This window comes from Paenibacillus radicibacter, assembly GCF_024721995.1.
Classification (GTDB): domain Bacteria; phylum Bacillota; class Bacilli; order Paenibacillales; family NBRC-103111; genus Paenibacillus_AM; species Paenibacillus_AM radicibacter.
The window spans coordinates 37,812-51,525 of sequence record NZ_JANQBC010000014.1; the positions used below are offsets into that span (position 1 = coordinate 37,812).

Sequence of the window (13,714 nt, forward strand, 5' to 3'; positions counted from 1 at the left end):
TGGAGTATCATCCTACTTTTTCGTTTTTATTGCTGTTTTAATTTGATTTACAGCATTATTTAAGACTGTACCCGGGTCTTGATTATCATTCCAAATGGATGAGAGTGCAGCACTTACTGGAACCCAAACATTACCCATTTCCGGAATAGACGGCATTGGTGTTGAATGCTTCGCTTGTTCTAAGAAAGCCCTTGTATTCGGATCTTTGGTAATGATCGGATCGTCCATTAGATCTTTCCTCGGAGGCAATTGAGTTGTCATTTCATAACGCTTCGTTAAACTTTGTTTACTTGTCGTATAACTCGCAAACAATTTTGCAGCTATCGGATACTTCGTGTACGAGTTTACATATAAACCTCTAATGCCTGAAAAACTGACTGGATGCTCACCATTAGGAAGTAGTGGTAATGGAGCTACGCCATAATCTATTTGAGTATTCGACAAGCTTGCAGCAAACCAAGGTCCATTTATGATGGCAGCTGTTCTACCTTCTTGGAAAAATCCGGTAATAATATTGTCATTGATGTCGTTCATATTTAAGGGAAGTACTTTCTTGAAGGATTGTAAGAATTTTGCGCCTTCAATCGACTTCTCATTGTTAAGACCAATATCATTTACATCCGTACCTTGATTGCCAAATATGTATCCCCCGTAACCACCAAGGAATGAATATGACAGATACAACTGACCTACATCCCACATAAAACCATATTTTTTGCTTTTCGGATCGTTATAAGTCTCAGCGAACTTAATAATCTCCTCGTAAGTCTTCGGTGCTTTATCCATCAACTTCTTATTGTAAAAAAGTGCATAGGTATCAATGGCTGTTGGAAACCCGTAAAGGACTCCATTATAGGTAACTCCACTAATAGCTGACGGCATGAAATCACTTTTTACAGAATCGGTAAATATATCATTTTGCAATACAAGTCCTGCCATAACCGCATTCCCTAATTGATCGTGTGGTGAAGCGAATACGTCAGCACCAATTCCAGCTGGTCCATCCGTGGTAAGTTTCTTTACGGTATCTATCGCAGGAACAGGCTCTACTTTGACTTTTATTCCGTATTCCTTTTCAAAACTTTGTGCGACCGCTTTCATAAAATCGAATTCAGGACCTTTAGATTCCCATACAAGTAATTCAGCCCCAGCCTCAGGTTTCATCCCATCTTGTTGTGCGTTTCCTGTTGCTTCATTGCCTTGCACTTGCTGATTGGATGATTGATTATCCGTTCCGCATGCAGTGAGTAATGAAGAGCTGAACAGCGTTAAAATAATTGTGGAAGTCAACAATCGTTTTGACATGGATACTCCCCCTTTATCATGACTTAACTTTCACTTAATTTTTACTTAAACGTTTAAGTTGAATTCACTGATATATTAACTTTTAACTACATCTAAAGTCAATGTTAAATTATGACAAGAGTGATTTTAATCTAACAATATAAAAACGATCTTTAGATTAGTCTAAAGATCGTTCTTCAACATCAACATTAACCAAATAATCCTTCTCCAATATACGAACTCGCATTCTTCACACCGGGTGGCACGACGAAATATCCACCACCTACCGTCTGTGTATACTTCATCAGCTGATCTATTTTTTTTGCATTCGCTAAGCGATTCTGGATCGATTCGAATTGCGTCTTCATATTGCGGTTGAAGCAAATGAACATAAGGCCAGCATTCATGCGTCCAACCTCATCCAGCCCATCCATGAAGTTGTATCCACGTCGAAGAATGCGTTCCCGTTCAGATTGCTCTCCTGTCCGTGGATTCGATAACCGGATGTGCGAATCCAGAGGCGTAACCTTACCTTGCCCATCCTGCTTGAAGTTCGGCTCATCATGCTCACGGATGCCGTCCATTGGCGCGCCTGTAACCTTCTGGCGACCGATGGTCTCCTCCTGCGTTGTATAGGACAGCTGATCCCACGTCTCGATGCGCATCTGGATTCGGCGGACTACCATATAAGTACCGCCAACAAGCCATGAAGGCACATCATTACCATTCAACCATACATTATTATTCATGAATGCCTCGTCATTAAAACGCGGATTATTCGTACCATCCTTAAAGCCGAATAAGTTTCTTGGGGTGCCTTCGGGCTTCGTCCCCGATTGGCCTGTGTGCTGCCAGCGCATATGTGCAATTCCACTCGACGCGATCGACAGATTGCGTATCGCATGGAAACAGACGACGGGATCATCAGCGCATGCCTTCACTACAATATCCCCGTGTGTCAACGGCTCTTTGAGCGCGTCGAGATGGAAGATTGGCATTGACTCGAGTCCCTTTGGCTTCTTGCTAGCCAAGCCCAACTTATCGAATAAGCTGGCACCGAAACCGATCGTAATCGTTAATTTTGCAGGGTCAAGTCCAACTTCTTCACCCGTATCAAGCGGAGGAAACTTAACGTTCTGCGACTGATCACTCGGCGGCTTCCCTGTTGTTATCCTAGCGATCATTTTCGTCCATGTCTTCAGCAGCTCCTTTACGTCTTTTTGATCCTTCGTTAAGAGATCGAATGCTGTGATGTTCAAGAACTGCTGTGCTGGTGTTACAATCCCAGCTTGATGAAAGCCCAAAAAAGGCTCCGTTTCGGGAGCAGTTTTCGAGTTGGTATCGGATGTGGTTACATTTGCTTCGGAATCCGGCGTTGTATCTATCACACCTTGTATTCGTTTTGGCCAATCCATCATATTGCCAATGACGAGACCGGCCGCCCCAGTGACGGCCATCCCAATAAATTTGCGACGACTCAGATCTTTTGTCATGATTCTATCCCCTTATTGTCCTAGCGTTCCTGGCAGTTTGACCAACGGTACAGCCAAAGCTTCTAATTTATTTTTCAAATCCGTCTGCTGGGTCTGACTTAGTTTATCATAAGGAGTAAATACACCATTTGGCGAGAATTCGTCAATTTGTTTCAAGACAGCTTTCAAGTTCTTATCAATTTTCTCCTCTAAAGAAACATCCTTCTTCTTCAATTCGGAACGTAGCAGTTCAAAGATTTTCTCTGCCCCTTCCACGTTCGCACGAACGACAGGTAATGTCGCTTGACTCCAGCGTTCTTCTTCTCCTGTGATCTTGCTTGACTGCGCTTCTTCCATTAATTCACCCACACCAGTTACGAATAAGGTTGGGTCTATCTTCATCGCAGCGATTTCTTCGCGCATTTTCTTGCCATCTGCAAGCAGTCGCTCTGCAAACTTAACGGCGCCCTTCGTCTCTTTTTTCACGAATAACAAATGCTCAAGACGGTGGTAACCTGTGAAATTCTCATCATCTGGGCTTGTAAAATCATCCACACGAGCATCCATCGTACCGTCTAACTCCGCGAACAACTCAATGATAGGCTCAATCCGCTCGTAAGGAAGACGAGATTTCACGTATTGATCCTGGGATTTCTTCAAATCACTGCCTTGAATTTCTTTGAGTAGTGATTCGAGTCCACTGACCAATTCATCCCCCTGGCCTTGCACGTATTTCGCATATTCTTTCGTGGCTGCTTGAATATCAGCAGACGCCTCCAAAGAGTCTTTATTAACCGTTCCTTTACCGGATTTCAGTGTATCACTTAGCGTCTTCAGTGCCGGGAGCAGGGAATCATTTAATGTCGTCAAAACATCAAATTCCAGCTTCGCTTGTTTGCCGCCTGCAATGAGTGTATTTAGATATTTTTCAACATTAACATATTGATCAGGTAACTTGGTCTTGACGTCATTCTCGAACGATAGCCAGTCGGACTCGATTTTTTTCGTCAACTCTTTAACTTTCGCCTCATCTTTGCCTTCAAGCGATGTCTTTAAGTTACCGGATGTAGCGATCATGCTATCTGTACCTGTCTGAGGATCTACCGTAGCAGCTACTGTGTTGCTTGTATTTCCATTGGTTTGTGTTGCTTCAGTAGATGAAGCTTTGGCACTTGCAGCATCGTCCTTCGAACCGCATGCTGTTAACGCAGTAGCAAATAACGAAATACATACGATGAAGGATGCTATTTTTATTTTCTTACTGTTCATATGAATTGACCCTCTCTATTAACCAGAAATCGGCTTTATTATGTTCTTCTTTGTCTGAATGCGTTGATAGACGATGACAATAATAGCGAATACAACAATCATCAATTGTGGAATTGCGCTCTGCCATGAAGGATAAAGTGCAATGAAATGAATGCTCGGCAATGGCGCTTCCGTCGAAGGAATCGTGCTTGCGAGCTGTAAACTATGGATACCCATCCCAGTGAATTTGAGGCACAGATAGAATACAATTAGACTCGATACGATAAAGAATGGACGAATCGGTAGTTTCACACCAACCGTAAGCATCAGGTACGCAACAACCGCCAGCACACCAAAACCGATAAGAATGCCCAGGATCAAATTCTGCATGGAGATTTGGTTCACCATTCCGATCAAGAATAAGACCGTCTCTGTACCTTCACGGAATATTGCCAAAAATGAGAGTACACCGAGCGAGATCATCTGGCCCTTCTCCATTGCCTTACGGCTCTTATTCTGAATATATTGCTGCCAGTCTTTGATGCTCGACTGCCGATGCAGCCAATAACTCATGTAGAGCAGCATAACGGCCGCAATAATCCCCGTCCAGCCATTAATAACGAAGTTATTCTGACCGAATGCGCCAGAAGAAAATACGAATTTGACAACTACAGCGAGAATCAAGCTGAATAACAATCCTGCAGCAATTCCCGTCCAAATCCATTTATTTCCTTGTTTACCTTCCGCACCCGGGCTTCGCTTCACAAATGCGAGGAGAGCTCCAACGACCAGTAGTGCCTCTAATCCTTCGCGAATCGGAATCATCGCCGCATCCATCATGGTATATTCTGTCTTCGAGGCGAGCGGTGTCAAATATGTAATCATACTTGCGACCGTCTTGCCTGCGCCAGTAAGATCGCCCTGCTCTAACATCGCTTGGATGACGACGAGATCTCGTTCGGAATCACTGTATACCGTACCCGATTGAGCGACGACTGCTCCCTCGACACTTAGCCAGGATTGTCTCGCTTTCTTGATCTCACTAAGTGCTGCATTTGCATCAGAGTGATCCGTTGCCCCTTTGGTCTGCTGCAAAATTACAATAAAATCAGATAGCGTAATATCTTGTTGTTCAAAACCTGACCCAGCGGCATAGCCGCTTGATATGTATTTGTTATTTACAGCTTGAAGTTCTGTTAACGCCTTCGCTAAATCATCTCGCTTGCTCTTAATAGCCGCGTAATCGAATTGTCCCATTGCCGCTTCAATATCGGTGTAAGCTGCTGAAGAATCTGGTTTAATGTTGTTCTCAATTTGTAACCAAGTCTTCCGGAACTCTTCAAAACTTGCTTTGGCTTTCTCTAAGTCACCCATCTCAACTTCAGTTGATGCACGCTCTAACACTTTGTTAGCTTCCGCAAGCTGATCTTGGCCTTTGGTTGCGGCCATCGCTGTCATCGGGCTCAACACGAACATAACCATGAAGAGGATCGACAAGGCGAGCCCAAGCACTCTTTTCATACCTTTCGCCTGCCTTTTTCTTTGAATTCACAACAAATTCCGATAATGAGAATCATTATCGTTAGTTTACTGCTGCAAATTTTAGGTGTCAATCATTTATTTTTAAGAGCATGCTTAAATAAAGATTCCCTCATCGACTTTCCAACTCTTTCTTTTTAAAATATAATGAGAATCGTTATCAGTAATAATTGGAGGATCTATTATGTGGGTTATCTATGCTTTCTGTGCAGCGTTATTTGCCGGTCTAACTTCTATTCTTGCTAAAATCGGAATTCAAAATACAGATTCCAACCTAGCAACTGCTCTTCGAACAGGAATTGTCGTCATCTTCGCTTGGATCATTGTATTTGCAGGGAATATTCAGCACACCATTTATGACATTAGCTTTAAGTCTCTTCTCTTTCTCATTTTATCTGGATTAACGACAGGTGCTTCATGGATTTTCTACTTCAGAGCTCTGCAATTAGGAAATGTTAATGTTGTCGTCCCGATTGATAAATCAAGCACGATCATTACGATTCTTTTTGCAATTATCGTGCTAGGTGAATCGGTTACGATATTAAAGATCATCAGCATAGCTGCGATCGGAATCGGAACGTACATGATGATCCAAAAGCAAAAGCAAAACGTAGAACAGTCAGTGAGTAGGAGTACGAATTGGATTTGGTATGCGGGATTATCGGCTTTCTTCGCTGCGATAACGGCTATATTAGGAAAAGTCGGGATTGAGGATGTGAATTCCAATTTAGGAACCGCCATACGAACCATTGTCGTACTCATCATGGCTTGGTTAATTGTATTTATGACAAAGAAACAACATGGAATCAAACAAATTGATAAAAAGGGTTGGACTTTTATTACACTCTCCGGTATAGCAACCGGATTATCTTGGTTGTTTTATTTTCGAGCATTACAAGAAGGACCGGCAAGTATCGTAGTCCCAATCGACAAACTAAGTATTCTCGTAACGATCATATTTGCCTATATTGTATTGAAAGAAAAATTGTCTATTAAAGCATTTGTAGGTCTTATTCTGATTATAGCTGGAACTTTGTTGCTGCTTATATGAGCACCTGTACTAAGGGAACCATAGAGATAACTCCCATTCTTGGCACACTAAAAAAACCTGAAGAAATCCATGATTTCTTCAGGTTTTTATTTCTATTCCACGATTTAATTGAAGTTTGTTCCCTCGTATCTACATCTTCCGGTTTTTATAATAATAAATCTTGTCTTCCTCCGTAATTTCCCGAATCACTTTACATGGATTCCCTACCGCAACCACATTCGATGGAATATCCTTTGTGACAATGCTTCCTGCGCCAATTACACTGTTCTTGCCTACAGTGACGCCAGGATTAATGACTGCACCGCTCCCAATCCATACGTTGTCTTCAATGACAACTGGAAATGCATACATTTGTCCCGTTGCACGCATTTCTGCATCAATGGGATGTCCGGTCGTCGATATTGTAACATTGGGTGCAAATAAGACGCCATTTCCAATCATAACCGTTGTATCGTCCACGATTGTAAGATTGAAATTCACATAGACATCATTACCTATAAACGTATTGGAGCCATATGCGAAGTGAATCGGAGGTTCGATCCAGCAATTAATGCCTAAGCTTCCGAAAAGCTCTTTAGCCAGTTCTTCTCGTTTAGCCACCTCGGACGGCCTTGTTTGGTTAAAGTCGAATACAAGCTCTTTTCCCCTAAGCCGCTCCTCAGGCAAACCTTCTCCCATGTCTGTGAACTATAAACCATTCTTTATATTCTCACACTGTGTCATATTAAACATTCCTTTTAGTCGATATGTATTTTCAGTGCTCTTAATAAAAAAAGTATATCAATATTTGATATATCCTGTTTATGATAAAAGCCCCTTACCGGGGCTTAAAATCACTATTTTTTCAGCGAGTTGATCCCTAATCGCAGTCTATATGATTACAAACTAGCAGACTCTTTGTCTTCTGAATCCGACTTAATTTTCGACAATTTAGCTGGCCAATAAGCTGCCTTACCTAATACCATGGTAATAGCAGGAACTAAGAATGGTCGAACGATGAATGTATCCAAGAGAATGCCAATTGCCGTGATCGTGCCAAATTGGACTAATACTTGAATCGGAAGTGTTGCCAGAACTGCGAAAGTGCCAGCTAAAATTAGTCCTGCAGAAGTAATTACGGAACCTGTCTCTCCTACGCCTTCTGCGATTGCCTGCTTGTGCGGCATCTTATTTCGCTTCTGCCATATTCGTGAAACCATAAATATATTATAATCCTCACCTAAAGCGACCAAGAAAACAAAGGCATATAACGGAATAGCACCTTGAATGGCATCTACACCAAACCCAATGTGAAGGATAAGCCATCCTAAACCTAGCGCTGAGAAATAGGATAGTACAACAGTAGCGATTAGATATATCGTTGCAATTACTGATCTTAAGTATACAAGTAATAGGAAGGCGATCAGTCCGATGACGATCGGCAGAACAAGTGCTGTATCCCTGTCCCCAGCTACCTTCGTATCATACTGTGTTGCAGTCTGACCACTAACCCATACTTTCTCATCTGTATGAGCAATTCCTACTTTCGCCAAGGACTCTTCAGCCACTGCATACAAGTCAGGTATATGATTCATCGCTTCAAGTGAGTATGGATTCATTTTCAATGTAATCTCGTAAGAGGTTATGTTGTTATTCTGGATTCCCTGCTCAGCACTCGATACCTTGCTCACGAAAGCTAGAGAAGCTAGTTCCTCACGCAATGCGTTAGGCTTTCCTTCCGAATCTACAATCACCCGAACAGGAGCTAACTCCCCTTCACTAAATTTACTACCAATCATTTTGAATCCTTCCCGAGACTCCATTGTCGAAGGGAACGAAGAGAGAATATCATACGTGAAATGAATTTGCGAAGAATAGGCGGCTAATCCACCTAACAAGGTTAGTGTAATCGTAATGATTGTCCATGGACGTGTGATAACCAGCTTACCAATGCGATTAGAAGCAACTTTGCGTGATGTCCGAAGCGGTTTCTTTTTCTTATTAGCCAGATCTGCTAGCATCTGTGGTGTACGGGGGACAAAAGGATAGAAAGAAACTCGACCGAAGATAGCAAGTAAAGCAGGTACTAAGGTGACGCTCGAAATCCCCATAATGAATATGGATAAGCTGAATGGCACAGCAAAACGATGGTAAGCACCGTATTCGGCTACAAGTAACACAAGCAGCGATAATACGACGGTAAACCCACTCATTGCAATAGCCCCAGAAGAACCTTTCAATGCACGAATCAGTGCCACACGTTTATCTTCGATTTCATGCAGTAGATGTCTGTAATGTGAAATTAGGAATAGACAATAATCTGTCCCTGCACCAAAGAGTAAAACCGTCATGATTGAGATGGCTTGTGCATCAACCGTAATCCAACCTTGTTTGGCCATGAATCCTAATATGGGGCTTGTAGCACCATAAGCGAATCCTACAGCGATAATGGGAATCAAAGCAAGGATAGGTGATTTATAAATCAGTAACAAAATAATTAACACAAGCAACACGGTTGCGATGAGAAGCGATACATCTGCCTTACTAAAGAGTCCCGTCGCGTCAATAGATATCCCTACCGGACCCGTTACCCTAGCCAATAATGAGGATTCTCCTTCTTTAACTAGAAATGGATTGTTGCCAAATTCTGCTGTTGCTTGCTCCTTGAGGAGGGTCACGCCTTCTTTTAGTTGATCAGCATCTGCCATTTTATCAAACAACACAGGTACTACGATAGTAGACTTATCATCAGACAGTAGTGACTGAAGCGCGGGTGCAGGAAATTTATGAAGGGGAATGACTGAGGTCTGATAAGGGACAGGAGCTGATTCCCACCGCTTTGTTAATTGTTGTATATGTACTTGATCCTCTTGCGTTAGTCCTACTAAGCGTTGCCACACTAGAAGTGCTGGAACGTCTGCTCCACTCGGGAATTCACGTTCGGCAATCATTTGTGCTTGAACAGAGGGCTTGGAATTCGACAAGTTAGGCGCATTGTTCTCCTCCATCGAATTGACGGCTGGCCAAAGTGCGCTCAATACTCCAACAACGATAATCCATAATGATAATGTGATCCATTTACCTCTTGGACCAGATACCCATCCTATAAAATTATTTATGCTCACTTTCACGCCTCCGTAAATTATCAGTTTTTTTATGTTATATAATTATATATACCGGTTGGTTAATTATTGCAAGTGAAATATGTTATTATTTTATTACTTAACCACTCAGGAGGCTTTATGGATAAATTGCATGCTCAACGTGCACCAGGCAGACCGAAACAGAATGAACAAAATATCCCCCTACAAGAAATTATTTTGCGTCAAGCTGCCTTTTTATTTATGGAAAACGGTTACGAACCCGTCACTTTGCAACAGATCGCTAAAATTTGTAAAGTGACAAAAGCAAGTATCTACTATTACTTTGAGAATAAAGCTGAATTATTTACTGCTTCAGTTGTCTTCATGATACAACTCGCCCATCAAAGCACCTTACGCTATCTCGAAGAAAAAGATGATTTACGGACGCGGCTTGAGCAAATTGCAAAGGCGAAGATGATGCACGCACATGTCGATATGGAGACGATGTTACGTGAGGCTAATCCACATTTGTCCGAAGAGCAATTTGGTCGAATTCGGAAGGCAGAAATTGATATTCACATCTCGCTGGCAAAACATTTTCAATTTGCGATGGATCAGGGTAGTCTACGCTCAGGCGATGCCATGTTCTTAGCCCATGCCTTCTCTGCGCTAGTTATGTTAGGCAGCCGCAAACATGTCATTGAACATAATACACCTCAAGAAGATCTGCCACAGACGGTTGTCGATTTATTCTGGGATGGCATTGCCACACAACCACAACATCGGAAGTAAGTATAAGCTACTCCCATAAAAATAAAAGAAGGCGAGCAAAGTTGCTCTGCCTTCAATTTCTAACGACGATGCTCTAGAAGGTCTATTACGCCTAATACTACGTGTGCTTAACCGAAACCAACAATGGTATTTGCAATCACATTGTTTGAACCGCGATATTTTTGCATTGGTTATCCCGCTCCCGTTATGGCTAGACTAGGCAAGTTGCTGGATCATAAACTGTTATATACTCACTTCATTCATGCGATTTAAAGCTAATTCATTAGTGGGCATTTCAATTTCGAATACATCATGATCATTAGCTATTCCATGTCGTAAGTATCCCACACAAATTAAATTATCGTCCTCATTAAATACACAACTCATCCTCTGATGATTGAAATCTTTATTGTACTTAAAAAGTATCCATGCTTTGTGACTTAAATTTTTAACTGCATCCTCTAATTCAGTGCAATATGGACGAACCTGTAATGACATCCTTATGTCCTCCCTGAAGGCTGTTTTTTGCAATCATAGCAAAAGAAACAGTTATAAATATATTTAAAAATAATTCAAAATAATTTTCACCAGCATTTTTGCACGAACATGAAAAAAATCCCCCTTTGGGGGATTTCATAATTTTCAAACCTTGGTAATACTACTTATTCTTCTGCTTTGCGACTTGCAAACCGCCGTTGATAAGCATGATAATCCCAAGTACTGCTAGAATAATCCGAACTAAGGATGGACTGATTGAAAACACCGTTTCACCCTGCCAGTGCAATCCAAACAACTTTTCATCCAGCCCCACAATCGACATTACTGGCTTAAGAAACAAACTCAGTGCTATTAATACTAACCCCGAGAAAATCTTGTTATTCATTGATTCAAAACCTCTTTTCCAATAAGGGATTATTAGATAGATATCCTGAGCGAAACCTATAGACCAAGCCCACTCGCTGCATTATCTATAAACAATGACCCCATTCGAATATACTTACGCACCATTGCATCTGAACGATGTCTTGTTTGATTCATAATTTGCCGTTCAGTCTTTCCTTTCATGGCAGCTGTGGTTGCAAATCCAGATCTGAGACTATGACCTGAGAATTGTTTCTCATCTAAGCCGATCTCTGCAACGTATCTTTTCACAACAATTGCAATAGCCTTATCCGTTAATCGATTATCTAATACTTGGTTATGACGATTTACTCTTCTAAACACCGGACCGGAAGTAATATTAGCTTCACGTAACCAATGTAAATAGGATCTCACCGGACAAGTCTCCTCACTTGAACCGTAAGGTATACCAATCATACTCCCCTTTCCGTCCTGATCCGTCTTAGAACTCTTGATACGGATCTTTAAACCCTCATTTTCAAGCGTAATGTCTTCAACATCTAGATCTACAAGTTCGCTTCTTCTAAAAGCACCACTAAATCCAATTAATAAGATAGCTCGATCTCGATAGCCCAATGGTTTATCCGGAATTATTTCTAAGATTTGTTTCAAGTAATCGATAACTAACGGCTGCTTCCCTATCTCCTCTGAACCGTGCATCCGCTTAATACCTGCCCACACGGATTTGATTTTGATTGTTGTGGGAGATGAATGGCCTGCCATTGCATGCGCCTTAGAAATTGAACTTATTCGTCTTTGGATCGTACTAGCCTTATATCCTTCAAAAGCCAAACTAGATAAATATAAAGCATATGTCTCATCATTCGTTGGTAATGAGGGTAATTGGTATTCTTCACACCAGTTACTAAAGTGATTCCAATCAAAATGATAGGATTTCTTCGTGTTTGCAGATTTTGAATTCGCTACATATGTATTTGCTTGCTCAAGAAGTACATTCAAAGTATCTTCTATGCTGATCATTTCATTTTTATTAGAATTGACGAGTTCGATCTTCCTCACCCCATGATAATTGTAGTTGAATCTATTAAAATTGTAAAAATATTACTTTCATGTGGTCCTCCCTCTTTTTTTGAGTCTCCTCCCCCTCTTTTTTCAAAATTGAAATTTGAAAACCTAACTTCCGATACGTTTATATTATCGGAAGTTAGAATCTCTCCATATTATATCACCGTCATCACATCTCGATCTACTATTTTCTGACTAGAATTTATGCTATACTTAACATTATTAACTTTAAGACTATGGTTAACCGGTTAACCATAAGAAACATAAGCAATTAACCGGTTAACTCAATAAAAATAAAGGGGTTTGGGACGATGGCTATAAAAGGTATAAAAATGAGCGATGAATCACTGGAGATCGTAAATAAGCGAATTGAAGCGTCAGGAATGGATGCTGGAGAGTGGTTGGAGTCACTGATGGCGATAGAGTCAATTAAAGAGATCAAAAAGCATAATACACCGATAGAAAGCGACTTAGAGGACTTCGAAAAACATATGAACCGTGTTTATCATATTCTGATTCGTTTGTATCAGCGTGGCGCTGATGCGCTTGAGGAAGTAAAGGAACAATCACTTGAAGAGCAAGCGCGCGGGGAAGCTAAAGCGGAAGCGATCAAAACAGAACTCTCGACAGTTCAAAAGCATTTGAAGCAAAAAGAGGAAGAACTCGCTGCATCGCAACTTTCGAACACCGAAATGCGTGTGAAGCTGGAGCAACTGGAGAAGACGACCAAAGCGGTTGAAGAATTATATCGTCTTACGATGGAAAAGATGGAGATGCTTCAAGGTAAACTGGATAAACTCCAAGATGCTGAAAAAGTGGTGGTTGAGACTAAAGAGCAAATGCAGGAGATGAATCAAGCGCATGCCTATGAAATAGCGCAGAAAAAAGAGGGAGAAACAAAACTTGTGCAATCGCTTAATGATATGCAGAAGGAGCTCGATCGCCGGCAGAAGCAATTCGATGAAGAGTTGAACAGCATGAAAAGCAATCACGTTAGAGAGATGGAGGTTTTGCGGAAAGACTTAGAGATGAAGGCTAAAGAGACGTTACTGGAAGTTAAAGAGGAATCCCAATCGAAGATCAATCAGATCAACGAGCAGAATGCTTCTAAAATGGCAGAGTTAGTCAATATGATGCAAGGGAAAGCCAAGGACTAGCTTAAAGCAAAAAAATGCATATAGTTAAGTGCTACTTTGTCATTACAAAGTGTAAAAAGGCTCTGTTTTCCCCTATTGGGTTACACAGAGCCTTTTTACTGCACTTATTGCTTAGTTACGATATAAGATATGTTAATAAACTTCCAAAGGTATAGTAAGAGTTGCTAGATTAGACGCATCATTTTCATAGATTCATAGAAACAC

General features: G+C 41.3%; 12 protein-coding genes. 3 read left to right on the forward strand and 9 right to left on the reverse strand.

Annotated elements, in window-relative coordinates; all coding sequences use genetic code 11:
- Positions 1–12: 12 nt before the first annotated feature.
- From NV379_RS22395 to NV379_RS22410, 4 genes are all read right to left on the reverse strand, one after another.
- Positions 13–1,305, reverse strand: a complete 1,293-nt coding sequence (locus NV379_RS22395; protein WP_258209564.1) for a sugar ABC transporter substrate-binding protein — start codon at positions 1,303–1,305, stop codon at positions 13–15.
- A gap of 188 nt (positions 1,306–1,493) precedes the next feature.
- Positions 1,494–2,777: an iron uptake transporter deferrochelatase/peroxidase subunit gene (efeB, locus tag NV379_RS22400; protein ID WP_258209565.1), complete on the reverse strand. Its 1,284-nt coding sequence runs from the start codon at positions 2,775–2,777 to the stop codon at positions 1,494–1,496.
- A gap of 12 nt (positions 2,778–2,789) precedes the next feature.
- The gene (locus NV379_RS22405; protein ID WP_258209566.1) at positions 2,790–4,025 is read right to left on the reverse strand and encodes an EfeM/EfeO family lipoprotein; all 1,236 of its coding nucleotides are present in this window, start codon (positions 4,023–4,025) and stop codon (positions 2,790–2,792) included.
- An 18-nt stretch (positions 4,026–4,043) separates the two neighbouring features.
- The gene (locus tag NV379_RS22410) at positions 4,044–5,525 is read right to left on the reverse strand and encodes an FTR1 family iron permease (protein ID WP_258209567.1); all 1,482 of its coding nucleotides are present in this window, start codon (positions 5,523–5,525) and stop codon (positions 4,044–4,046) included.
- Between the two features lie 202 nt (positions 5,526–5,727).
- On the opposite strand from NV379_RS22410, the gene NV379_RS26235 reads away from it, so the two are divergent.
- Entirely contained in the window at positions 5,728–6,594 is an 867-nt protein-coding gene (locus tag NV379_RS26235) for an EamA family transporter (RefSeq protein ID WP_258209568.1), read from the forward strand.
- Between the two features lie 129 nt (positions 6,595–6,723).
- On the opposite strand, the gene NV379_RS22420 is transcribed toward NV379_RS26235, so the two are convergent.
- On the reverse strand, positions 6,724–7,272 hold the full coding sequence (locus NV379_RS22420; protein WP_258209569.1) for a DapH/DapD/GlmU-related protein: 549 nt from the start codon (positions 7,270–7,272) through the stop codon (positions 6,724–6,726).
- 200 nt (positions 7,273–7,472) lie between these two features.
- Positions 7,473–9,704, reverse strand: a complete 2,232-nt coding sequence (locus tag NV379_RS22425; protein ID WP_373426151.1) for an MMPL family transporter — start codon at positions 9,702–9,704, stop codon at positions 7,473–7,475.
- A gap of 111 nt (positions 9,705–9,815) precedes the next feature.
- Between NV379_RS22425 and NV379_RS22430 the strand changes: the two genes are divergently transcribed.
- On the forward strand, positions 9,816–10,448 hold the full coding sequence (locus tag NV379_RS22430; RefSeq protein ID WP_258209571.1) for a TetR/AcrR family transcriptional regulator: 633 nt from the start codon (positions 9,816–9,818) through the stop codon (positions 10,446–10,448).
- Positions 10,449–10,670: 222 nt separating this feature from the next.
- On the opposite strand, the gene NV379_RS22435 is transcribed toward NV379_RS22430, so the two are convergent.
- The 3 genes from NV379_RS22435 to NV379_RS22445 form a co-directional block, all read right to left on the reverse strand.
- Positions 10,671–10,925, reverse strand: coding sequence for a hypothetical protein (locus NV379_RS22435; protein WP_258209572.1), 255 nt, complete (start codon positions 10,923–10,925; stop codon positions 10,671–10,673).
- 160 nt (positions 10,926–11,085) lie between these two features.
- Positions 11,086–11,310, reverse strand: coding sequence for a hypothetical protein (locus tag NV379_RS22440; protein ID WP_258209573.1), 225 nt, complete (start codon positions 11,308–11,310; stop codon positions 11,086–11,088).
- A gap of 56 nt (positions 11,311–11,366) precedes the next feature.
- Entirely contained in the window at positions 11,367–12,308 is a 942-nt protein-coding gene (locus NV379_RS22445) for a site-specific integrase (protein WP_258209574.1), read from the reverse strand.
- A 356-nt stretch (positions 12,309–12,664) separates the two neighbouring features.
- Here NV379_RS22445 and NV379_RS22450 point away from each other — a divergent pair, with 356 nt between their 5' ends.
- A complete protein-coding gene (locus NV379_RS22450; RefSeq protein WP_258209575.1) occupies positions 12,665–13,510 on the forward strand; it encodes a hypothetical protein in 846 nt (281 codons plus the stop codon).
- The last annotated feature ends 204 nt before the right edge of the window (positions 13,511–13,714 follow it).